Raw genomic sequence first — 24,320 nt, 5'->3', positions numbered from 1 at the left:
CATTCGCTTTTTTTTATATACACTAAGTAAAGAAAAACAAAGCATAAAATAAACGTAGGAAAAAATATGGCCGCAACTAAACCAACAAAAATTTTATCTGTAAAAGATCAAATAGCTGAACAGCTACGTTCAGATATTATTTCTGGTGAGATGCCCCCACAAACTAAATTAAATGAAAAAGAATTAGCAGAACGCTTTGGCTTATCACGTGGCCCTATTCGTGATGTAATACTGCAATTGACGAAAGAAGGTTTATTGATTTCACGAAATAACTGTGGTGCATCAGTAAACAGCGTACTTGATCCTAAACTGCAAAAGTTAATGATCAAACTACGTAGAAGTATCGAAGAATATGCGGTTACAGAACTAAACGGCAACTTAACTGAGCAGAATATCGCAGACTTAGAAGATATATTAGCTTCGCTACAAGATGCCCTTGAACGTGAAGATTACACTGAAGTCACAAAAATCGATATATCGTTCCACCAATACTTAGTTTACCAAGCTGGTGGCGAAGAGCTGGTTAATATTTGGTATCCGTATGTTATGCGTATGCGCTTAAACTACAAGCGTATTACCTCAAGCTCTGAATGCGTTAACGAGCATCGCGCAATTCTTGAAGCCTTAAAAGCGCAAGACAGCGCCACTGCTATCAAAGCGATTAAACACAATATCAAGTAATGAAATAAATTTTATGCTGAATCAAAGCCGCTGCAAAGCGGCTTTTTTAGTTTTAAAGCCAACTAAACCCCTTTAAGTTATTATTCACAAAGAGATTATGAGGCGCTGCACTTAAGAGAAGACATTTTAAAGATAAATAGTAAAGCTGTGTCAGACCGCTTAGCACCAGTGGACGGTGATTACGCCGTTCTAACCAGCAAAAAATTGTTGGCTAAAATGTGAAGCGAACAGCCAGCTGTTTTTTGTTGTGATTCAATGAAACCGGACACTAATTTAGGTGTGACTTTAAGCTCTGCGACGCCTTCTATGCGGCAATTAATTGCTTTTGTTTTACCGTCGGACTGTGTTGCAACTTCAAAATAAATAGTATCGCCCACTTCAGGCTTGCGGCTCACGTGTTTAAGCGCTGAAATGTGTATAAAGGTGTCGTGTTCTAGGGTGTCTGATTTAATAAAACCAAAACCTTTATCGGTTTTCCACGACTTTAACAATCCTTTGTTCATGTATCCACCTGTTCTGCTTAAGCTGCGTATTACGCAAATTCCATTTAGTTAACATTTGTTATTATACGTTCCTAAATTATGACGGTGCAACCAAATATTCATGTCGCGTTAATTTTTACGCTACACCTAATTAACTTAACCATTAAAATAAGCTTAAAAATAAACGCGCTAAAAACAGCTAAAACTCAACTTATTTTATTTATAATTTGCGGCCAAATGTCCTTTAATCCATATCAACCCATACCCACACAACCACTAGCTTAACAGATTGTTTACACTCGGTTTTGTCATTAGTTATTTCTATCTAAATCAACCGTTTTTAGTACGATTTTTCATTCGTTATTTACTTTATTTATCTATACAATCCACACCTTATTTTTACGCACGTATTTTAAGTGATTACTTCATGCTATTAACCGTTGTTTATATTATTGGTATTACCGCAGAAGCCATGACCGGCGCACTTAGCGCTGGGCGAATGAAAATGGATTGGTTTGGCGTAGTGCTGGTAGCCAGCGCCACGGCAATTGGCGGTGGCAGCATTCGAGATATATTACTAGGTAATTACCCGCTTACCTGGGTACAACACCCAGAGTATTTATTAATTACCTGTATTGCGGGTATTGTGACTACGTGGCTTGCTAAATGGGTAGTTAAATTTAAAGGCATATTTATGCGCTTAGATGCGCTGGGGCTTGCGGCATTTAGTATTATTGGCTGCCAAGTTGGGCTAAATATGGGCCTGCATTATGGTATTTGTGCAGTGGCTGCGGTTGTAACCGGTGTATTTGGTGGATTACTGCGAGATTTAATATGTCGCCAAGCACCGTTGGTATTGCATAACGAGCTTTACGCGAGTGTATCGTTACTTGTTGCTTGCTTATACTTAGCGCTGCACCATTATAATATTGATGACAACATCAGCATTATTGTAAGCCTTGTTGCGGGATACTTAATACGTATGGCGTCAATACGCTTTAAATGGCGCCTACCTACCTTTAGTTTATTAGAGCAGCACGCTAAATAACTTAGGCATTAATACAAATTAAGGCAGGTAAACAGCCTGTCTTAGATAATTTGTTGGGCATTATTTAATGACCACTTACATCGCTCAGCGCGGTTTTTAAGCCGCTGTTATTTTGCTTAAGGACGCTAAAACTGCCGTCGGTTTCTAGCACTACGGCGGCTACATCTTCTATGGCCAATATACCCGCGCCACGAATAGCGGCGCGAATTTCTGATTTAGTTACCCGCTGCGACTTAAGTGCAGCCGTGCAGTATTCACCATCACTTAGTAACAACGTGGGCTCTGCTTTTATAAGCGAAGCAAATTTAGAGGAGCGCACGCTTAGCCAAGTAATTAAGTATTGCAGCCCTATTAACACAACAAACGCGAGTATGCCCTCTAGCAGCGCCACACTTTTTGAAATAATCACCGAGGCTAAAATAGAACCCAGCGCAATGGTTACTATAAAGTCGAATACGTTCCATTTAGATAACGTACGCTTGCCCGATAGACGCAGCCAAAACACCAGCGCTACATAACCTAGTACACCAATTATAAGTACACGTATTAAACCCTGCATATCATCAAAAACATAATGACTCCTTTTCTATTTTAACGCTTAATGAAAGTGCTCATTACTTGCTTACATTTTTTAATTTATTGCTTAACCGTAGTTGTTGCGAGTGTGTTTAATACTTTGCTTATTTTTTAGCAGCTGGGCAATTTTCTGCGTTATGGCGCTCAGCTATATAAGCAGGATCGTTGTAACTTAACCACACTTGCGATTGCGCGTCTTCCCATACCAGTGCTTTTAGCGGTAAATCGATACCTATTGTTTGAGCGCACTGCATTAATGGTGTTCCGCCTTTTGGGTTTCCAAAAGTAAGTACTTCTGTTGGGTTAAGCTCTTTATTTACTTTTTTAGCGCCTGCAGCATGGTCGATTCGTGCAAATATAGTAAGGCCTTTGCTTTTGGCTAGCTGTTCAAACTTATTCATGGTGGCTTTTGCACTTAATGGGCTTTTTACTGAAATTAGCCCCTCTACTGCGTTAGCATTTGTAATAACAAAGAGTAATGCGATTCCAAAAATAATGTTTAGTGTTTTCATACTTTCTCCTTTGAATATAAGTAACTAAAATTTACAATTTTAAAAGTTAAATCAAAGAGTTTCACTTTACTATATAAAATTTACTTCTTACACGTTGAGTTACTCTCGAATAACTTAAAGCGGTTTAAATTTATCTTACGGTTGATTATGATGGGTCAATAATTATTTATTCCGCTTTATAATTTTCAGTAAGGGTTACCATGTCTAGCTATAACGAATCCCCAGAGCAAATTGAACAAGCCACTAAAGGCTATGTTATGCAACAAACTATGTTGCGTATTAAAGATCCCAAGCCATCGCTTGAATTTTATGAAAACATATTAGGTATGAAGCTACTAGGTAAGTATGACTTCCCTGCGATGAAATTTACACTGTACTTTTTAGGTTATGAACAAGAGATGCCAAAAGGTGATGATAAAGAAAAGACCGAGTGGGTATTTGGCCGCCCTGCACTTATTGAGCTGACTCATAATTGGGGCACTGAAAACGATGATAACTTTACGGGTTATGTAAGTGGTAATGAGGAACCTAAAGGTTTTGGCCATATTGGTATTAGCGTTCCTGATGTGTACGCAGCGTGTGAACGCTTTGCCAAGTTTAATGTAGAATTTGTTAAAAAACCAGATGATGGCTCGATGAAAGGCTTAGCTTTTATTAAAGACCCAGACGGATATTGGATTGAAATACTGTCACCGGAGGGCATTACCGATATTATTATTTCTCAATAACATAAATCAACTATAGTTTTATAACTAACTTTAGCCTAATATTTTACTTTAATATTAGGCTAAATTTCATGGAAAAAAACATAAGGGAAGTGAAATGTTAAGAGTAATAATTGTATTCGCCATTTTTCTGGGAGGTTGTAGTTCAATGGTGACCATTCCAAGAGATAATAAGGATGCCCTTCGTTATTCTCCTGATATAAAAGAAGATAGTTTAACTTTTAACGCTAACTATCAAACTCTAATAAAATGTTGGGATGAGAAAGCAGAGAAGCAAAAGATTAATTTCTCAAATGCTACTTATACCAATATATATTCAGACTTGGGGGTTGCTGAAATAACCGTCAATTATGACAACTATTACTACTTATTTATTGAAGTTTTGAAAGTAACAAGTGATGTATCTACAGTAAATGCCTATGGAATGGGAGAAATAGGTAACTCAAATATTCCTAATTGGCTAAGCATAATGAGAACTTGTGCTAATGAGTGACTATCACATTAAGTATTAGATATATAATCTAAGCTCATTAAATCGAATTAGGCAATTGCACTAAATACTCTAAATAGGTATAGCCACTAATTCTTATTTTTTCACTATCTCAAAAAAAGCCAGCTTAAGCTGGCTTAGTATATTTACTAATTTACATAATTATTTACGAAGTGCGTCTATGCGCGCATCAAGCGGTGGGTGAGATGAAAACAACTCTGCCATACCTTTACCGCTAGCAATACCAAAGGCCATCATTGAGCCTTCTAATTGCGATGGGTGGTTTTGCTTTAACCGCTCAAGCGCTGAACGCATTTTATCTGCGCCAACCAATTGCGCTGCGCCGTTATCGGCTGCAAATTCACGTTTACGGCTGTAATGCGCCACAACCACACTGGCTAATACACCAAATAACACTTGGAATAACATATCGAATAGAAAATAAGTCCAGCTACTGCCGCCCTCTTCTTCATCGCTATTAATAAAGTTATCAACGATACCGGCCAATACTTTGGCAGCAAAAATAACAAAGGTATTAACAACGCCTTGTATCAGCGTTAGCGTTACCATATCGCCATTAGCTACATGAGACACCTCATGGGCGAGTACAGCTTCCGCTTGGTCTTGCGTCATGTTATGTAACAAACCAGTACTTACCGCCACCAGCGAATTATTTTTACTCGGCCCTGTTGCAAATGCGTTCATCTCTGGGCTGTCGTAAATAGCGACTTCAGGCATTTTAATACCGGCTTTTTTTGCCTGCTCAGCAACAGTGTTTACTAGCCAATGTTCGGTTTCGTTGCGTGGTTGTTCAATAACCTGCGCACCGGTTGATCTTTTTGCCATCCATTTCGACATATACAATGAAATAAACGAGCCGCCAAAACCAAATACCGTTGCAATCAGTAAGATTCCACCCAGACTACGATGGCTTAAGCCCAGCACACTCATTATTATTGAAAGTACAACACCTAATACCAACATAACCGCCAGGTTAGTTAATAAAAACAAAAATACACGTTTCATACATGTTCTCCAAAATAACGACTATTGCTAAGTGATTAACCTATTGTTGATCAGCCATAGCATCACTGACTAATGACATACTAGGTCATTAGTCAGCGCTATTCTGTGACAAACTATGTCATAAAGCAAGGGTTATTTATCACTTTAGATAATAAATATTTTGGGGGATGAAATTAGCAATCATAAAAGCTAACTGCATGTTATCAAGTAATATTTCACTTGATTTAGAAAGATTCAGACAGATTTAGGCTGTTATTTATACCTGCCATCGCAACAGGAAATCCACGTTCTTTTGCGAGTACTTGCGCCATTTGAGTTATGTCTTCATTATTACTCTGTTTTAAGTAAGGCCATTGGTGATTGACTCGATGATGATTAATATCAGATTCACTGCCAACTAAGCCTAGTTGTGTAAATTCAGCAACAATTTCATCTGCGGCTGTGAGCGTTGATGAAGCCTTTACATTTTCTGCACGAGCATAGCTTAAGTGCGAATATAAACTCACATCGGCTACTCGGAGTGTATCGTCTTCTCCTGGAATTTGCTGACCACCAAACAGTACATTATTTTGTATATTTGCGCTTTTAAACGCAGGAACAAACTCAGCCACGTAATCAATGGCTTTTTGACTGCGTGCTTGTAGCGCTGCTTTATCCCAGCCTTCACTAATATAATTTATGTATTTATGTGGCAGCTTAGGCTGTGCACTATTAGCAGGTGTTTCAACAAGACCATCGTTAAATAATGTTATGGCATTGGTCATACCGTGTATTTGATAATAGCCATTAGGGTATGGCGTTAATTGTGCCATGCCTTGGGGTGTGCCGCGGTTACCATAAATAATAATTTCTGGCATTTGTCCACCAGCCCCCTGCCAATGAGAAATATACGACGCTTTAAACTCAACCATACGTTTAGTATCGACACCCACCATATCGTCGATTTCTCCGATTTGAAACCCACAGGCATTAATAAGGTAATCAACCTCAATGGTCTCACTGCTGTGGCTTTGATCTCTTTGGTATTCAATGTTCCACTTTATTGCTTGGTTTTTAGCATTTCCGTCTGGAATAACCTTTGTTACCTGTTTGACGTAAGTGTTTGTCAGTATCGTTGCATGTTCATATTGTGCAAGCGCAAGTTGCGCACTGGCTGATAAACGAAATATATTCCAGCCATACTCTTGGGCAACAATAAGTGGGTATTTAACTTTGTTTAAGTCTAAGTGTTTTGCAACAGGGATCATCCATTGCTCAAGTGTTTTGGGCTCAGTGACTTGCTGCCTTTTAGACAGTACAACCATTTGTTCGTAGCTGAAAAGCTGATAATAATCATCAGGCTCACCGAGTACTTGGTTATTGCTATCTTGCTTTATCAGCTCTTTGTAAACCTGCGTAAGCTTATCTAATCGAGGGAGTAAATCATCTGGTGAGTCGTCATCTCGTGTCGGCACGGCAAATACTGTAGGGCGTACATCTATTGTGTAAGGGTAAAGGCGTAAAATATCTATACACTGTTTTAGTAATTCTATGCAGTCTTCATCAGGGATTTCGCGATATAAATTTCCCCCTGCATGTAAATGGCACATAGGCGGGCCATCAATCAGTGAACTTTTTTTCTCAAAAACTGTGGTATATATACCCAATGCAGCTAATCTTATTGCTATTGTTGCCCCTGCAGTGCCTCCACCTAAAATACCCACCCGCGTTTTAGGCATAGCTTTTCTGTGTGCTTGAAAATCGGCTTTTGCGTGCGTATTTTGAGCATGGCCTTGAATAAAAGGGTGTGTCATGTTCGTTGTCGTTTCCGTAGTAACAATAGCAATGTAGTCATAGACTTAATATGTGTACTAAGGCAGGCTATTTCAAGATTTGCACTCCAGCATTTTGTCATTTAACACTTAAACATTGAGTGACAAGGTATTAAGTAAGGTTTTATATATTTGTAATTTAGGTGTTTGCTCACTATATGGGCTAATAGCAAGTATTGGGAACGGTAAACGCGCTTTAAGTGAATCTAGGTTTGCCTGGTATTCATCCATTGTCGGGTCTACCTGATTAGCAATCCAGCCTACGCAGTTTATCCCCAAACTTTGCATATGAGTAGCGGTCAATAATGCATGATTTAAGCACCCTAACTTCATACCAACCACTAATATAACGGGTAGTTGCTCGGATTTAACCCAATCGTAAAGGTAGTGGGTGTCATTAATTGGTAATGCCCAGCCACCAGCCCCTTCCGTGAGTAGGTATTCTGCTCCTTGTTGCTTGAGTGTTGTATACGCACTACTTAGCTTATCAAGCGTGATTGTCGCACCGACTTGCTCAGCTGCTATGTGCGGCGCTATTGGCGGTGCAAATGCAAAGGGGTTTATTACATCATATTTTGCACTGACTGTTGCACTTTCCATCAGCATCAACGCATCAGCATTGACCAGTTGATCAAATGCCATTTCGCACCCAGCTGCTAGTGGCTTAAAACCGATGGCATTTTTTTTATGCTGAGCAAGTAGTTTTAATAGCAAGCTGGTAACGTGGGTTTTACCTGCATCGGTATCAGTACCAGTGATAAAAAATTGTTTCATAAATTTGTTACTCTTTTTGTAAACTCAACAGCCCTACTTGGTAACTAACAACAACCTGATTCGCTATCAATGGGTATTGTTCGCACACTTTTTTTAACGCTGACTTAGTCAGTAAACCTTGGCGTTTATTTTGGCTGTGTAAGTGTGTTGCCCCAATTGCTTTAATGGAACGTAACGCATGCAGAGGGCTTGGGTAAACGTCTTGGTAGCATTTTAATTCAGCATTCTTAATGATAAAACCAGTATTTTCAACAAATTGATTTATTTGTTCAAACGAATGAAATTCATTAACATGGGTTTGGTTATCAACAGCGCTAAACGCTGTTTTTATTTCGTTTAATGAACCATCGCACACGCAGCTTAAATATACCCGCCCACCCGGTTTTAATATTCGCATAACCTCATTCAGTAAATAGCCTAAATTAGCAGACCATTGCACAGCAAAATTACTGAACAAAGCATCAACTGATGAAGATTGAAAAGGCAAAGCATCCATATCGCCACATATAGCAGTTTTACCTGCATTGCTTTGTTTTAACATCGCGATACTTAAATCAAATGGTAATACGTAATCAAAATGCTTATTGAGCTTTACAAGATTAACCCCCGGCCCTGCACCTAAGTCTATACAGGTAAGTGTATGCTGGGGATTAATTTTTTTAAATAATTCATTTGCGGCGCGCTTTTGCACGTTAGCATGTAAAGCATAGTTAGTTACGGCCTGGGAAAACTTCGCGGCTGTTTTATTTTTTGCTAATGTATCGCCTTGCAAAGGCTGCGATAGATGATCGCGTAATAATGCACTCATAAACTATTAACCAGTTCATTAACGAGTCGTTCTATATCATCACAATTATGACCAGCGGTGAGTGTAATTCGTAATCGCGCTGTATTAAATGGCACCGTTGGAGGGCGAATAGCACTGAGCCAAATACCAACTTGTTTTAACTTATTAGCCGCGTGCAAGGTTTGCTCGGCGCAACCAAGTACAATCGGTTGAATCGCTGTAGATGATGGCATCAGTGCAATTTTGTGCTGTTTGGCAAGCATTTTAAATTGATTAATATTAGCCGCTAATTTTGCGCGTTGTTTATTACCACGCTCAGATGTGATGTGTTTTAACCTCGCCAATGTGTGCTGTGCAATGAGCGGTGACATACCAGTAGAGTAAATATAATCACGATTATATTGCAGCATATAATCAATCACTTCTTTAGTACCTAGCACGCACGCTCCACTACTTGCAGCGGCTTTACCAAACGTAATAACTAAAAGCTGGGGTTTAATTTTCTCGCAGCTGCCTAGTCCGTTCTCACCTAGCACACCAAACCCATGGGCGTCATCAATCATCAACCAAGCATTGTGCTGTTTAGCTATTACAGCGAGCTCAGCTATAGGGGCTTTATCGCCATCCATTGAGAACACGCCTTCACTGACAATTAATTTATTTGTCGCTTTTGATTTTTCAAGACGTGATGTTAAGTGTTGCATGTCATTGTGGTTAAATCGCATCATCGCAGCGTGAGAACTTAAGCCTCCGTCAAGTAAACTGGCGTGATTTAATTTGTCGTGAAACATCACGCTTTGCTGTGCAGCGTGTTTATCTTGAAATAGCGCTTTTAATACACTGCTATTAGCACTAAACCCGCTGTTAAATAATAGGGCCGACTCATAACCAAGCTTGCTACATAAAAATGCTTCCAACTCTTGTGCTGTATCAGTATACCCTGTTACAAGCGGTGAGCTATGACTGCCCAGCTGAGCACCCTCAATTGGCGCATCGAATTGAGCAAAGCCCAAGTAATCATTACTGGCAAAGTTAAGATACGTTTTACCATTGACTGTAATTTCACGAGCATTAGATTGGCTGACTAACTGTCGCTCACGCAAGAGCGCATCTTCTTGGCGTTGTTGAAGATGCGTTTTAAGGTATGTAAAGGCCATTATGCTTCGTAAAACAGCTCAGACGTAGCTTTGTCTGCCACTTGTGAAATCAATGAGGCTTCATGTGCTTCATCTGAATAATCGTGGCGTTTTTCAGGATTCATACCCAGCTTTTTAATTAGGTTCATATCGGCATCAGCTTCAGGGTTTTCTGTGGTAAGCAGTTTATCACCATAGAAAATTGAATTTGCGCCTGCAAAAAAGCACATTGACTGCATTTGTTCGTTCATCGCGTTGCGACCTGCTGATAGACGCACATAGCTATGTGGCATCATAATACGCGCCGTTGCTATGGTCCGGATAAAATCAAAATGATCTAAGTCGTCAACGTTCTCAAGCGGTGTGCCTTTTACTTTAACCAACATATTAATAGGCACGCTTTCTGGTTGCTGTGGTAAATTTGCTAACCCCATTAATAAACCAAACCTGTCCGAAGCTTGCTCGCCCATGCCAACGATTCCGCCAGAACATACTTTCATACCCGCATCTCGCACATTTCCTATGGTGTCTAATCGGTCTTGATATGTCCGTGTGGTAATAATTTGCTCGTAATATTCAGGCGATGTATCAAGGTTATGATTGTAGTAATCAAGGCCTGAATCGCGTAATGCATGGGCTTTGTCATTATCAAGCATGCCCAGTGTCATACATGTTTCAAGGCCGAGCTCTTTGACTTCTTTAACCATTTTAGAAATGTATGGCATGTCTCTGTCTTTTGGATCTGACCAAGCAGCGCCCATACAAAAACGGGTTGCGCCTTTTTCTTTTGCAACCCGAGCTTGCTCAACTACTTTTTCAACTTCAAGCAGGCGTTCACGTTCTAAATCTGTTTTATAATGTCCTGATTGCGGGCAGTATTTACAGTCTTCTGGGCAGGCACCTGTTTTAATAGAGAGCAGAGTCGATATTTGCACTTCATTCGGGTTAAAGTTAGCGCGATGAACTGACGCAGCTTTAAATAATAAATCATTAAATGGCATCTCAAAAAGTGCTTTTACCTCTTTGTGTGTCCAATCGTGGCGAACGGCTGCAAACTCCATAATTCTCTCTTTTTATTTTATGACGGTGGATATTGGCTTAGTCTACGACTTGGCGTAACATTGTCAACGAACCCAAGCACAAAAAAGTTTACCAATGAACAGAAAGCAAACGATAGACCTTAATTTTGATCGTCAGCACATTTGGCACCCCTATACATCTATGACGCAGCCTTTGCCGGTATATCCGGTAACCCACACTCAAGATAATAAAATTTACTTAGCAACCGGTGAGTGTTTAATTGATGGTATGGCATCGTGGTGGAGTGCTATTCACGGTTACGGTCACCCTGTATTAAAAGCCGCTATGCATCATCAAATCGATACAATGAGTCATGTTATGTTTGGTGGTATTACCCATCAACCTGCTATTGAGCTATGTAAAAAGCTGGTAGCAATTACGCCAAATAGCTTACAAAAAGTATTCTTAGCAGATAGCGGTTCTGTAGCCGTTGAAGTTGCCATCAAAATGGCCTTACAGTATTGGTTAAGCCAAGGCATTACAACAAAGCAAAAACTCATGACTCCGCTTAAAGGCTATCACGGCGATACATTTGCTGCGATGAGTGTGTGCGACCCAATAAATTCAATGCATTCCTTATACAGCGGCTTTTTACCTGAGCATGTATTTGTACCAGCCCCTGTTAGTCAATTTGGCCAGACTTTTGATCACCATGAGGCACATCAATTAGCTGAGTACTTCGCTGCTCACCACCAAGATGTTGCAGCATTTATTATTGAGCCTATTGTGCAAAATGCTGGAGGCATGAACTTTTATCACCCAGAGTATTTAAAAACAGTTCGCCAATTATGTAGTAAGTATGACGTTTTATTAATTTGCGATGAAATAGCCACAGGATTTGGCCGTACAGGTAAAATGTTTGCCGTTGAGCATAGCCAAATTGAGCCTGATATAATGTGCATTGGTAAAGCACTTACTGGTGGCACAATGACGCTTTCAGCCACACTCACCACGGACAAAATTGCTATTGGTATAAGTGAAGGAGAAGCAGGTGTATTAATGCATGGCCCTACGTTTATGGGTAACCCACTGGCCTGTGCGGTCGCTTGTGCAAGCATTGACTTATTAATCGAACAAGATTGGGCAAAGCAGATTGCTCATTTAAACGATGCATTAAGCTCCTTGCATAAATGTACTGAGCTAACTCACGTTAAAAATGTACGTACATTAGGTGCTATTGGTGTTGTTGAATTAACAGATGCTGTGAACGTTGAAAAAATTCAAGCTTACTTTATCAGTCAAGGGGTATGGGTACGGCCATTTGGTAAACTTATTTACTTAATGCCACCGTATATCAGCACCAAGGCAGACATAGACACCCTCAGCAACGCTATTTATTGTGCGATAGAGGGAAGCCACTTTAAATAGCTTAAAATTACCATGTTTGAATGGCTTACCATTCAAACATGTAAGCCATTTTGCTAATCATGCGAAGTGGAATATTATGTTCATTGCGTTTTGCATATAAGTGTTGCATTGATTTATCTTTCACCTCGCCTACAATCACCTCTTTGACCTGATACCCAAGTGCAACGGCTGCTTGACTATAGGCAATAAACTCCCATTTTTTAATATTGGTGTTATCTACAATAACTAAGGGAATTGACTGCGAAAGCGCATTTATAAAGCGCGCTAAATTTAAATTATGAAATTGTGATAATTTAAATTTATCAAACTTATACTCACCCTGCTCGTTGTAAAAATAATCGTCAGTTGAGCATATCAAGTATTGGCTTTGATCGCCCAGCACGAGCTCATCAGCAAGGTTTTGCGCATAATAAGACTTACCTGAGCCTGGTAGTCCGCGTAAAATAAAAACTTGTTTCATGGAACCTATAATTGTTAGTTGGTTAATTAGCTAGATTATCAAAAACCTATAATGCCACAAAAGCGACATTAATCGCACATTTAAGAGACATTAATTTACAATGGTGATTAATAATCCGCCGCTTTATAAAAAAATATCAAATTTCGACAAAAAAAGCATAAAGAAACGACAAAGAGTTGCATCCACATGTTTTTTTATTTTCCGTTCAAAGGTAAGATACATGGTTCAAGTGCAACAAAGCACACATTTATTAATGTAGGCAACTTATATCATTGGAGTGAAGATGAGCCACTTAGCGATTTCAGAGCTATTAAAAGGCAAGGTTGCGGTAGACAGCCAAGTAACAGTAAAAGGCTGGATCCGTACTCGCCGCGATTCAAAAGCAGGAATTTCATTTTTAGCCGTTCATGACGGTTCATGTTTTGACGCAATTCAAGCGGTAGTGCCTAATTCACTGAATAATTACGAAGAAGTGACCCGCTTAACAGCAAGCTGCTCTGTATCAGTCACTGGTGTACTGGTAAAATCTGAAGGTAAAGGTCAGTCATTCGAAATCCAAGCGAATAAGGTTGAAGTATTAGGTTGGGTAGAAAACCCAGACTCATACCCTATGGCAGCTAAACGCCATAGTATCGAATACCTACGTGAACACGCCCATTTACGCCCGCGTACTAACATTATTGGTGCCGTAACACGTGTACGTAACTGTTTAGCACAAGCTATTCACCGTTTTTATCACGAACAAGGTTTTTACTGGATCAGTACACCTATCATCACGGCAAGTGACTGTGAAGGTGCTGGTGAAATGTTCCGCGTGTCTACGCTTGATATGCAAAACTTGCCACGTACAGATAAAGGCGATGTTGATTACAGCGAAGATTTTTTCGGTAAAGAAGCATTCCTTACCGTATCTGGCCAGCTAAATGGTGAGACCTACGCATCTGCGATGTCTAAAATCTATACGTTCGGCCCTACTTTCCGTGCTGAAAACTCAAATACATCTCGCCACCTTGCTGAGTTTTGGATGGTTGAACCAGAGGTTGCGTTTGCAGATCTTGAAGATATTGCAAAGCTTGCTGAAAACATGCTGAAGTATGTGTTTAAAGCCGTGCTTGAAGAGCGCCGTGATGATATGGAATTTTTTGCACAACGTGTAGAAAAAACAGCTATATCGCGCTTAGAAGAGTTTGTTGAAAAAGACTTTGCTCAAGTTGATTACACTGACGCTGTTGAAATACTAAAAGCTTGCGGTAAGAAATTTGAATATGCCGTTGAATGGGGTGTAGATTTACAGTCTGAGCATGAACGTTACCTTGCAGAAGAGCACTTTAAAGCACCGGTAGTTATTAAAAACTACCCGCGTGATATTAAAGCATTCTACATGCGTCAAAACGAAGACGGAAAAACGGTTGCTGCTATGGACGTCGTTGCACCTGGCATTGGTGAAATCATTGGTGGTTCACAACGTGAAGAACGCCTAGATGTACTTGATGCACGTTTAGACGAAATGGGCCTTAACAAAGAAGACTACAGCTGGTACCGCGACCTACGTAAATACGGTTCAGTACCACATTCAGGTTTTGGTTTAGGCTTTGAGCGTTTAGTTGCTTATGTAACAGGCATGGGCAATGTACGTGACGTTATCGCCTTCCCACGCACCAAAGGCAGTGCAACTTACTAAATAAGTAATTTGTTTATTATAAAAACCAGCTCATTCAGCTGGTTTTTTTATATTCAAAATTCAGATTTAACCAAACGGCTAATCAGCATGATACAAAAAAGTCACCCTTAGGTGACTTTTAAAATAATAGCTTAAACATCACTAACCAATAATTAAATCATCTTGCTGTAATAGCTTAGCCGTGTTTCCAACAATGTCTTCAACAGATAATGCATTGATCAGCTCAATACCTTCAGCTTGTTGCTGGGCGCTTAATGGTACATATGGTAAACGAAATACTGGGTTAACGGCCGCTGTCATCATCAATGCAGTGTTGATTGCAATTGGATTAGGCTCACAGAATAACCAATTCATTAATGGCTGTAATGAACGATTGAGCTCAACGTTTTTTGTATCCATTAATTGGCGGAACAACCCTGGTATTAGGTTCGATGTGACTGAAATTACACCATGTGCTTTATAAATATGACGAGCATCATGAGCTTCATCATCATTACCTGACCAACATGCTATTCCTTGTTGCTCGTAATGTTCAATACGTTCATTACCACCACACTCTTTAACACCAATAAAGTGCTCATGCTGAGCTAAAGGTTCAATAATATCGGGGGTCAAGTCTTGCCCTGTACGCCCTGCAACATTGTAAATAAATGCAGGTCCAATCGCCAACACTCGTTTAAAGTGCTCTTTAACACCCGCAATTGATGTACGACCATAATAAGGGTTAATTTGCAGCGCTGCATCCATACCGCTAGCAAAACCATACTCCGTCGCTTTTATTGCTTCACGGGTATTATTGCTTCCTGTATTACCTACAATAATTAACTTATCTGAATATTTATTAACGCTGTGCGCAATAAGCATCAAATGCTCTTCCCAATTCATTAACTGGCCTTCACCGGTTGTGCCACCGACAACAATGCCATCAACGCCACCAGCAATTTGCTGCTCAACTAATTGATCATAGGTTGCAAGGTCAATTTCACCCGTTGATAAGTATGGGGTTTTAATTGCTGTGATAAGACTTGCTTGTTTAATTTGTTCTAGGCTGCGCATAAAAATATATTCTTAAAAAAACTTGCCGTATTTGTAACATAAATGAACTTATTTTGGGAGTTTTGCAAAGCCTAATTAATAAAATAACTTGTGTTATGACCGAGTGTAAGACAAAATAAAACAACTGTACAAATAAACAGTACCATTGTTTTTTTACTTCGAGTATCAATTTATGCGTTTATCACGATTTTTAGCAACCCATTTTTATCACAGTGAAGAGCTTTGTCAGGCCCTAGCGATTGACGAAGACACACTCTTACTATGGCAGGAGTCGGGACTATTTCCTAAACCCAGCTATTGCATTAAAAATCAGCTAAGTTGTAGCTCATATTCCGGCCTTTATGAATGTGAAGAGTACGACGATTATTATCCGCGCGGATGTGTTAATTGGGGTCAAGGATTAGCAAAACAAAAAATAACGTCATCCAGCCAAGCATTTAATTACTTTGCTCAACAATATATGGCCGCACTGAATAAGCTTGCACAGCAAGGTTTTGAGTTTAACGAGGAACTATTTGGTAGTGAAGTTGAAGAACACCTGCAACAAGTATGGCAACAGTATTTATGCAGTAAGTATGGTGTACTAACACAAAACGGCTTAATTGACGAAATAGCGGCTGTTGATATTGGCCGTTTAGTGGTAGACGACATAACAGAGCTTCGTACTAAGGCGTGTCTTAATCAAGATGAGCGCACACAACTCCACCCCGCTATGAAGTTATTAAACCGCGCATTGAGCCATGGTGCTGATCATGAAAAGCAACATACTTTGCGCACGCGATATATTGATGCGCTCGTGCTCAAATACGACTTATCGGTAAAATAATTATTACCAAATAATAGTAAAGAAATAAGAGTGTATGACGTTAAATCATGGTTATCATTTCTTAATGATTAGTTTACTCATAGTCGCTTTGTTTAAGCCCTATTTTGCCTTAAGTTTTGAGTACAACCAATAATCTAAGCTGACAAAGCGGCCGCCACCGGTAAAGAATAAACTGAGCAACATAACAAAATAAATTGCTGAGAATTCGATACCATTATTCAAAATAACGGGGGTTCCTGTTTCGTAAAGGTACTCTGGATAGCCATGTTCATTAACCAAGGTTTTAATTTTATCAATACGTTGCTGTGCCTCAAGAGAATTGGCTAAGCTGTCTTTTGCGCCAGGTATAGACAACCAATCTAATACTTGTGCTGCGCTCGTTTGTGGATTTGTTGGTGTTATAGCAAACCAACCATTACCCCAATGCACTGTGGTTGCTGCAACAACCATAGTGAACATTAGTGGGATTGTAATAACGCGAGTAAATAAGCCAAGTAATAAAAACCATCCTCCTAAAAACTCACTCCAACCAGCTAAAAAAGCAAGTAAATCAGGAAACGGTAAACCTAAACCCCATTGCTCATTACCAAACCATGAAACTACATCTGGCGATGCTAGGAATAGCTCACTCAACCCTACTGAATCACCACTTAGATTAAGTTTAGAATAGCCGGCAATAATCATCACTGGTGCGAGAATTAAGCGAAATAATAATGAAGGTATGCCATCCAATATAGTTAATTTTTTAATTGAATTATTATAACTAGTGAGAAGTGAATTTATCATAGCGGTCGCGCCTTTTTAACTTATGCTAATAACAAGACCGCTATGAAGGAGAGATTATTTCAGTTAAATTTTTCGGGCAACCTGTAATGCTTCATAGATTGCGCGTTTAGCATCTATAGCGGCAGCTAGCTTTGCACCACCAATTACATGCACCTTAGAGTTTTCACTAAGCGAACTCAACTCTTCATTATTTGAAACCTGCCCTATACAAGCAATAACAGTATCTACAGGTAATACTTGCTCTTCTCCACTTACGCTGATAGTTAAACCGTGCTTGTCGAAGCCTAAATATTGGCAATCAGCAATTTGTTTTACGCCATGTTGTTTAGCCACTTGGCGATGGATCCAGCCGGTTGTTTTGCCTAAATCACTGCCAAAGCGGCCAGCACTTCGTTTGAGCATATACAATTGACGACTATCTTTGTGCGGCGATGGTTCACATTCAATGCCCCATTGTGACTTAAACTCACTAATAGATTGCTCGCGTTTTTCTGTTAAAAAAGCGACCATATCAAAACCAATACCTCCAGCACCTAATATTGCAATGGATTTACCTAACTCTACTTCACCTCTGATCACTTCATCATAGGTATAAACACGTTTACCATCAGTGCATTCAAAGGAAGCTTCTCTAGGTCTTACACCTGTTGCGAAAACAATATCATCGTATTCTTCTAGCATCTGCTGAGAATATGCTTTTCCTAGTTCAATTGTGACGTTCAAACGTTCAAGTTCATTTATAAAATAGGTCAGTGTATGGTTAAAGTCTTCTTTACCAGGGATACGCATTGCTAAATTAAACTGCCCTCCCATGTCTGCCTTCTTATCAATAAGGGTTACTTGATGACCTTTTTGCGCTAAATAACAACTAGCCGATAGTCCTGCAGGTCCCGCTCCAACCACCAATACATTTTTTGTTTTATTGGTTTTGTGCAGTGGATAATCTAGCTCAAACCCGGCTTGTGGATTCACTAAACACGTTGCGCGTTTACCTTTAAACACATGATCCAAGCAGCCTTGATTACAACCAATACAAATATTTATTTGTTTGCTTTGTTGGGTTTTATATTTATTAAAAAAGTCAGGATCAGCAAGTAATGGTCTTGCCATTGAGATCAAATCAGCCTCACCTGCATTTAAAATATCATTAGCTATATCGGGAGTATTAATTCTATTTACCGCGATAACAGGTAAGTTAACCGCTTGTTTTAAACGTTTAGACGCTTCTTTAAAGGCACCTGCTGGAACCATGCTGGCAATGGTAGGTACCCTTGCTTCATGCCAACCAATACCCGTGTTTAATATGTCTACCCCAGCTTGCTCTAAAGCTTTTGCTTGTATTACCACTTCATCAGGAGTCGAGCCATTAGGAATTAAATCAACCACTGACAACCTAAAAATAATTAAAAACTTATCACTCACTTTTTCTCGGACAGCTTTCACCGTATCGATTGCTAATCGCATTCGATTTTCTAAGCTGCCACCGTATTCATCAATTCGCTTATTTGTATGAGGAGCCATGAATTCATTAATTAAGTAGCCTTCTGACCCCATGATTTCAACACCGTCATAGCCTGCTTTTTCAGCAAGTTTTGCTGAGTGAGCAAAATCTTTGATGGTTTTTTTAATTGAACCCAACGACATTGCTTTTGGCTTGTACGGATTAATAGGTGCTTTAATTGCACTCGGTGCTTGATTGAACGGATGATATGCATAACGCCCTGCGTGTAATAACTGTAAGCAAATTTTTCCGCCATGTTGATGCACAATATCGGTGTATGCTTTATGTTTTATCACGTCATAAAAATTATTAAATGAAGACGATATAGGTGTTAATTTACCTCTTAAGTTAGGGCTATAACCACCAGTAATGATCATACCTGTGCCGCCTTTCGCCCTTGCCTCGTAAAACGCTTTTAAACGTTTTCGGTTGTGCCAACCTTCTTCAAGGCCAGTGTGCATCGAGCCCATGACTAAACGGTTGCGTAATTGTGTGTGCTTTAATTGTAATTGTTGTTCTAACATTCTGTGCCCCAATCAACTGGTCTAACCTCTATACATTAGCGAATTTTGCTTGATTGGCAAGCAATAAGCAACAAATCAGGTAATAAATGTAAAATATGTCAATAAGTTTAGGCTAGTTTTGCCTTTCATAAATACTTAGTTACGATTTAACAGTTAAATTATTTTTTATTCTGAGCTAAGATGGTGGTAGTTATAAGCTGTACCAAATTAAGGATTTATTTTGATAGCAAAGGTATTTAAAGGACTTTGGACGGGGTTAAATTTTTCCCGCCGTTTAGTTCTCAATATATTATTCGTGTTACTTGTTATTCTTTTTATCGTTGCGATAACAAGTGATGAAGATGAAATTAAAGTTGCCGATACGTCTGTATTACGGTTAAACCTCAACGGACCAATCGTTGAAGAGAAAACTTATGTCGACCCTGTTGAAGCAGCGATTAATGATGCCACTATGGGCAACGAAGCGCCTGCCGAAATATTACTTGATGATGTGATAGAAGTTATTGATCAAGCGTCTAAAGACGAGCGAATTAGCGTAATGCTGCTTGATCTTCAAAAAATGCCCAGTGCACACCTTAATAAGTTAAAACAAATCACTGACGCTATTGAACGTTTTAAAGCGCAAAATAAACAAGTTATTGCAACAGGTTATTATTACACCCAAGCGCAGTATTACATTGCCGCTCATGCTGATGAGATTGCTATGCACCCTTATGGTGGAGTCGCAATTGAAGGTTATGGCATGTACCCACTGTACTTTAAAGATGCCTTAGAAAAACTTGCCGTTACCCAACATATCTTCCGTGTTGGTACGTTCAAGTCAGCTGTTGAACCCTTTATTCGTAATGATATGTCTGATGCAGCAAAAGAAGCTAACCGTGTATGGTTAGGTGCTTTATGGCAAGAATATAAGCGTGATGTTGCAGCAGTACGCCCTTTTGATGAATCAAATTTTGATGAAACGATGGATGAATTACTTACAAAAATGCAAGCGGTCAATGGTGACTCTGGTAAATACTCATTAGAAAATCAGTGGGTTGATTCATTAAAAACCAATCAGCAAATTCGTCAACAGTTAATTGATATTGTAGGCGCTGAAGAAACCGGTAAGACATTCAATCAAGTGTCGTTCCATGAATACTTATCGTTAGTTAAACCACCTATGGAGTTTGATAATCCAATTACTGAAAAAGTAGCCATTGTTGTTGCTAAAGGGACTATTGTGGATGGTGAGCGTAAAGCGGGTGAAATTGGTGGTGACTCAACAGCTGCCCTACTTCGCAAAGCACGCTTAGATGATAAAATAAAAGCAGTGGTACTGCGTATTGATTCAGGTGGCGGTAGTATGTTTGCCTCTGAAGTAATTCGTGCTGAAGTACTTGCACTTAAAGCTGCTGGTAAGCCTGTTATTGCTTCAATGAGTTCGGTTGCTGCATCTGGCGGTTACTGGATTGCCTCTGCCGCTAATGAAATTTGGGCTGCACCAAGTACGATTACTGGATCTATTGGCGTATTCGGTAGTTTTATGACATTTGAAAACAGTATGGCTAAACTTGGCGTATATTCTGATGGTGTCGCAACCACTGAGATGGCTGGTTTATCAATCACTCGTCCACTAAACGCAAAAATGGCTCAGGTTATTCAACTTAGCGTTGAAGATGCTTACCGTCGCTTTTTAGATGTTGTGGCTGATGCACGTGACATGACACCTGAACAAGTTGATAGTATCGCACAAGGGCGTGTTTGGATTGCCTCACAAGCGCAAGAGCTTGGCTTAGTCGATAAGCTAGGTAACAAGCAAGATGCCATTGAAGCGGCCGCAGCTCTAGCAAAACTCGATTTTTATGAAGTCAAAACAATTAAACAAAGCTTAACACCACAAGAGCAGATGATGCAGGACATTTTTGGTAATGCCTCTGTTAAAGCATTTATTGGCAACTCAACCACCACACAAAGTGTGCTAGCGAGTCAAACAGATCTTAACTCTATCGTGAAAAAGTTAAGTACTGAGATCAATGATTTAAAAGATTATAATGATCCACAGAATATCTATTCTCGTTGTTTAGTGTGTAACGTTATTCAGTAAATTAGTCCTTCTCGACTGTACTCTATACCTACACAGGTTATACTAAGCCCAGTTTTTTTACTGGGCTTTTTTATGAAACGTAAACGTATTTATATCGCTTACACTGGCGGTACCATAGGAATGAAAAAATCAAGCCGCGGCTATATTCCTGCAGAAGGCTTTTTGACCGAAACAGTGGCTAATAACGCAGAATTTAACCGTGATGAAATGCCTCTTTTTGACATTCACGAATATTGCCCTTTGATAGATTCCTCTGATATGTCTCCTGAACATTGGCAGCTCATTGCCGATGATATTAAAAATAAATACCAAGACTATGACGGTTTTGTTGTACTTCATGGTACTGACACCATGGCTTATACCGCGTCGGCATTATCTTTTATGTTTGAAAACCTCACTAAACCTATTATTGTGACCGGCTCACAAATTCCATTATCACAACTTCGCTCTGACGGACAAGTTAATTTACTTAATGCCATGTACTTAGCAGCTAACTACCCGATTGCTGAGGTTAGCTTGTTTTTTAACAACCAGCTTTTTCGAGGTAATCGAGCTACCAAAGCACACGCAGATGGCTTTGATGCATTTGCATCCCCAAATTTAGACCCGCTCGCGCTCTCTGGTATCAACATACAATTATTAAAAGGGCAACTTAGCCCCTATGTTGAAAACGAACTCCAAGTAACCAACATAACGCCACAGCCTATTGGTGTTTTATACCTCTACCCAGGTATTAGCCATGCAGTGGTTAAAAGCTTGGTTAACGACAACATAAAAGCATTGGTGTTATTAAGTTTTGGTGTAGGAAATGCCCCTCAGGACCCTGAGTTTTTAGACATACTATCTAGTGCCAGTAAACGTGGTATGGTCATTATTAACCTGACTCAGTGTTTAAAAGGTCATGTCAATATGGGTGGCTATGCGACAGGAAACGCCTTATTAAATATTGGCGTAATAAGCGGCTATGATATGACATTAGAAGCTTGTTTAACTAAACTGCATTACTTATTCAGTCAGCAGCTTGAAGTGGAAACCATTCGTCACTTAATGCAGGATAATTTACGAGGTGAACTGAGCCGTTAAATATAATGGCTAAATAGATAGAAAAAGCACGCTAAATAGCGTGCTTTTTGTTTTTAGAGCTAGTTAAAATTAACGAAATACGCGGCGCAAACCAACCAGCGGAAGCAATAATAACGTATACCACGGGAAGCTTGCAGATTGACGCTCATAAGTCTCTGTTTCTGGATCTGTACAACTATCTACTTCACCATCAATTGGGGTTAGCTTGACTGCTACAGAAACACTTTCGTATTCTATATCGCCGTTAATATCAGTAACTACACCGCCTAATGTATCTGTTTTTTCAACCGTTTTCGTTGCTACACCAAAGATTTCGTTGTTGTTATTAATAGACTTCGCCTCTGAAACAACGTATTTGTAACGTGTTTCACCGTCTTCCTCATAACAAGGTAGCAAGTCGTTAAGGTTAGTAATGCTATCTTCACCTATCTTATACAAGAAACCTTCGCGACGACGAGACCCAACATTAAATACATCAGTTTCACCTTCACCTACAATATAACCATTATCATTAATATCATTGGCAAATGAGCTTGAGCTATTAAAGTAATCAGTCGGAAAAACCGTGCTACCCGATGCGATATCGTGATAGAAAAATTTATAACGATTCGCCCCTTCAATAGGACGTACACCATAACCTACCACAACATCATTTTCATTTATTGCTAACGCTTTACCACTAAACCAATCGTCTTCTTGATCAAGCATTTCGACGATTTTACCATCTTTATAATAAACTGGCAGCGTTCTAATTGTACTGGAATTATCATTATCTCGAACATCTGATGTACCAGCAACTGTACCATTACCATTTACAGCGAGTGCGTTACTTATAAATGCAAAATCATCATCTTCTTCTGGTGTCAGGCCTAGACCTAGCTCCTGCGTATCAATAACATTAAAATTAGAGTCTAAAGACCATTTTACAGCTCGTAAATCAAATAAACGTGATGAAGTATTTCTATACAATGCTTCAATACATACACTGATTAACTCATCTTCTCCATCACAGTTATCATCAATATTTTCTTGTCTATCAACTGGGATCCCCGTTGAAACCTGACCTACAATTGTATACCCTGCATTCGTTTTAACAATATCATTGGCAGTGCTAATACCACCATGTTCGGCAAACTCTGGTACTAGTGGGTATGGAACACCCGAGTCAGACACAACAACGCCGCGAGAAATAAACTCTCGTTCAAAATGGGTTTCTTCATCATCTTCACCATCAGGCGTAAAAAGCACTTTATCATAGGGCGCACTGCCCCAACCAACAGATACGCCATCATCAGAAATTGCATTGTAAATATTACTGACTGAACGAGTTAAACCATCAAAATCAACTGAACCAATATCAAAAAACACTTGTTCTTGCGCTGGTGAACCATCCTCTGAAAATCTTATCGCAGCAAGGTTGGCGAGCTTTTGATATTCAGAATTAGTTGCCTGTTTATTAGTTAAAAAAGAAAGCATAAAGCTGTGTGCATCAGAGTTTGTTGCCGCAGCGTTATTATTTTGAATATCGTCAAGCGTGAAGCTTATTTCTTTCTTAATTTGCTTAAAGTACTCTTCTCGCTCACGATAAGCACTTTCAATTAAACTGTCTGTAAAATCAATATAACTAACATCAATAGGTAAATTATATAAACCATTTACTAGGCCAATCATATGGCCGTTTTCACTTACGTCTGTAACATAACTATGTTTTGCTTCATCAAATGAACCAAGTTCGGTCAATTGGTAAGTAGCACTTAAAGCTGATGTGCTTATTGTCGCTAAAATACTGGCAGCGAGTAATTTATATTTCATTTTAGTCCT

22 protein-coding genes and 1 pseudogene are annotated in these 24,320 nt (G+C 39.4%); 9 read left to right on the top strand and 14 right to left on the bottom strand.

The features are described 5' to 3' along the window. Positions 1-66 precede the first annotated feature (66 nt). On the top strand, positions 67-681 hold the full coding sequence (locus QMA12_RS03350) for a GntR family transcriptional regulator (protein ID WP_087532248.1): 615 nt from the start codon (positions 67-69) through the stop codon (positions 679-681). Between the two features lie 284 nt (positions 682-965). Here the strand turns inward: QMA12_RS03350 and QMA12_RS03345 are convergent. Continuing rightward, positions 966-1,184 (bottom strand): annotated as a pseudogene (locus QMA12_RS03345) (cold shock domain-containing protein); the annotation flags it as partial. A gap of 406 nt (positions 1,185-1,590) precedes the next feature. Between QMA12_RS03345 and QMA12_RS03340 the strand changes: the two are divergent. Further along, the gene (locus QMA12_RS03340; protein WP_087532250.1) at positions 1,591-2,211 is read left to right on the top strand and encodes a trimeric intracellular cation channel family protein; all 621 of its coding nucleotides are present in this window, start codon (positions 1,591-1,593) and stop codon (positions 2,209-2,211) included. 64 nt (positions 2,212-2,275) lie between these two features. Here QMA12_RS03340 and QMA12_RS03335 read toward each other — a convergent pair whose 3' ends face one another. Next, entirely contained in the window at positions 2,276-2,770 is a 495-nt protein-coding gene (locus QMA12_RS03335; RefSeq protein WP_087532251.1) for a YetF domain-containing protein, read from the bottom strand. Between the two features lie 121 nt (positions 2,771-2,891). Beyond that, a complete protein-coding gene (locus QMA12_RS03330; RefSeq protein ID WP_290208512.1) occupies positions 2,892-3,299 on the bottom strand; it encodes a DUF302 domain-containing protein in 408 nt (135 codons plus the stop codon). A 200-nt stretch (positions 3,300-3,499) separates the two neighbouring features. On the opposite strand from QMA12_RS03330, the gene gloA reads away from it, so the two are divergent. Further along, positions 3,500-4,027: a lactoylglutathione lyase gene (gene gloA, locus QMA12_RS03325; RefSeq protein WP_290208513.1), complete on the top strand. Its 528-nt coding sequence runs from the start codon at positions 3,500-3,502 to the stop codon at positions 4,025-4,027. Positions 4,028-4,121: 94 nt separating this feature from the next. Beyond that, positions 4,122-4,517, top strand: coding sequence for a hypothetical protein (locus QMA12_RS03320; protein WP_290208514.1), 396 nt, complete (start codon positions 4,122-4,124; stop codon positions 4,515-4,517). Between the two features lie 159 nt (positions 4,518-4,676). Here the strand turns inward: QMA12_RS03320 and htpX are convergent, their stop codons facing one another. The 6 genes from htpX to bioB all read right to left on the bottom strand — a co-directional run bounded on the left by htpX (position 4,677) and on the right by bioB (position 11,109). Next, positions 4,677-5,540 (bottom strand): protease HtpX, encoded by an 864-nt coding sequence (gene htpX / locus QMA12_RS03315; RefSeq protein ID WP_290208515.1) that lies wholly within the window; start codon positions 5,538-5,540, stop codon positions 4,677-4,679. A 224-nt stretch (positions 5,541-5,764) separates the two neighbouring features. Further along, complete coding sequence (locus QMA12_RS03310) at positions 5,765-7,333, bottom strand: FAD-dependent oxidoreductase (RefSeq protein WP_087532255.1); 1,569 nt, start codon at positions 7,331-7,333, stop codon at positions 5,765-5,767. A gap of 108 nt (positions 7,334-7,441) precedes the next feature. After that, entirely contained in the window at positions 7,442-8,125 is a 684-nt protein-coding gene (bioD, locus tag QMA12_RS03305) for a dethiobiotin synthase (protein WP_290208516.1), read from the bottom strand. Positions 8,126-8,132: 7 nt separating this feature from the next. Beyond that, positions 8,133-8,933 carry a methyltransferase domain-containing protein gene (locus QMA12_RS03300; protein ID WP_290208517.1) on the bottom strand — a complete coding sequence of 267 codons (801 nt, stop codon included), beginning with the start codon at positions 8,931-8,933 and terminating at the stop codon, positions 8,133-8,135. Beyond that, a complete protein-coding gene (locus QMA12_RS03295) occupies positions 8,930-10,069 on the bottom strand; it encodes an 8-amino-7-oxononanoate synthase (protein WP_290208519.1) in 1,140 nt (379 codons plus the stop codon). Before QMA12_RS03295 ends, QMA12_RS03300 begins: the two co-directional genes overlap by 4 nt. Then, positions 10,069-11,109 carry a biotin synthase BioB gene (gene bioB, locus QMA12_RS03290; RefSeq protein ID WP_290208520.1) on the bottom strand — a complete coding sequence of 347 codons (1,041 nt, stop codon included), beginning with the start codon at positions 11,107-11,109 and terminating at the stop codon, positions 10,069-10,071. Before bioB ends, QMA12_RS03295 begins: the two co-directional genes overlap by 1 nt. Positions 11,110-11,203: 94 nt before the next feature. On the opposite strand from bioB, the gene bioA reads away from it, so the two are divergent. After that, entirely contained in the window at positions 11,204-12,496 is a 1,293-nt protein-coding gene (gene bioA / locus QMA12_RS03285; protein ID WP_290208521.1) for an adenosylmethionine--8-amino-7-oxononanoate transaminase, read from the top strand. Positions 12,497-12,521: 25 nt separating this feature from the next. Here the strand turns inward: bioA and QMA12_RS03280 are convergent, their stop codons facing one another. Further along, the gene (locus tag QMA12_RS03280) at positions 12,522-12,956 is read right to left on the bottom strand and encodes an ATP-binding protein (RefSeq protein WP_290208522.1); all 435 of its coding nucleotides are present in this window, start codon (positions 12,954-12,956) and stop codon (positions 12,522-12,524) included. A gap of 283 nt (positions 12,957-13,239) precedes the next feature. Between QMA12_RS03280 and asnS the strand changes: the two genes are divergently transcribed. Continuing rightward, on the top strand, positions 13,240-14,637 hold the full coding sequence (asnS, locus tag QMA12_RS03275; protein ID WP_087532262.1) for an asparagine--tRNA ligase: 1,398 nt from the start codon (positions 13,240-13,242) through the stop codon (positions 14,635-14,637). Between the two features lie 141 nt (positions 14,638-14,778). Here the strand turns inward: asnS and dapA are convergent, their stop codons facing one another. After that, a complete protein-coding gene (dapA, locus tag QMA12_RS03270) occupies positions 14,779-15,693 on the bottom strand; it encodes a 4-hydroxy-tetrahydrodipicolinate synthase (RefSeq protein ID WP_087532263.1) in 915 nt (304 codons plus the stop codon). 172 nt (positions 15,694-15,865) lie between these two features. On the opposite strand from dapA, the gene QMA12_RS03265 reads away from it, so the two are divergent. Further along, on the top strand, positions 15,866-16,519 hold the full coding sequence (locus tag QMA12_RS03265) for a DUF6058 family natural product biosynthesis protein (protein ID WP_290208523.1): 654 nt from the start codon (positions 15,866-15,868) through the stop codon (positions 16,517-16,519). 99 nt (positions 16,520-16,618) lie between these two features. On the opposite strand, the gene QMA12_RS03260 is transcribed toward QMA12_RS03265, so the two are convergent. Beyond that, positions 16,619-17,305: a DoxX family protein gene (locus tag QMA12_RS03260; protein ID WP_290208524.1), complete on the bottom strand. Its 687-nt coding sequence runs from the start codon at positions 17,303-17,305 to the stop codon at positions 16,619-16,621. A gap of 63 nt (positions 17,306-17,368) precedes the next feature. Continuing rightward, positions 17,369-19,330 carry an NADPH-dependent 2,4-dienoyl-CoA reductase gene (locus tag QMA12_RS03255; protein WP_290208525.1) on the bottom strand — a complete coding sequence of 654 codons (1,962 nt, stop codon included), beginning with the start codon at positions 19,328-19,330 and terminating at the stop codon, positions 17,369-17,371. A gap of 220 nt (positions 19,331-19,550) precedes the next feature. Here QMA12_RS03255 and sppA point away from each other — a divergent pair, with 220 nt between their 5' ends. Both sppA and ansA read left to right on the top strand, forming a co-directional pair. Continuing rightward, positions 19,551-21,416 (top strand): signal peptide peptidase SppA, encoded by a 1,866-nt coding sequence (gene sppA, locus QMA12_RS03250; protein ID WP_290208526.1) that lies wholly within the window; start codon positions 19,551-19,553, stop codon positions 21,414-21,416. Positions 21,417-21,488: 72 nt separating this feature from the next. Continuing rightward, positions 21,489-22,499 carry an asparaginase gene (gene ansA, locus QMA12_RS03245; protein ID WP_290208527.1) on the top strand — a complete coding sequence of 337 codons (1,011 nt, stop codon included), beginning with the start codon at positions 21,489-21,491 and terminating at the stop codon, positions 22,497-22,499. A gap of 69 nt (positions 22,500-22,568) precedes the next feature. Here the strand turns inward: ansA and QMA12_RS03240 are convergent, their stop codons facing one another. Continuing rightward, positions 22,569-24,311, bottom strand: a complete 1,743-nt coding sequence (locus tag QMA12_RS03240; protein WP_290208528.1) for a DUF3466 family protein — start codon at positions 24,309-24,311, stop codon at positions 22,569-22,571. Positions 24,312-24,320 lie beyond the last annotated feature (9 nt).

The organism is Pseudoalteromonas sp. APC 3893, assembly GCF_030408095.1.
In the GTDB taxonomy this organism is placed as follows: domain Bacteria; phylum Pseudomonadota; class Gammaproteobacteria; order Enterobacterales; family Alteromonadaceae; genus Pseudoalteromonas.
The sequence above is the reverse complement of the archived record's forward strand: the minus strand, read 5'-3'. Positions and strand labels throughout refer to the sequence as shown.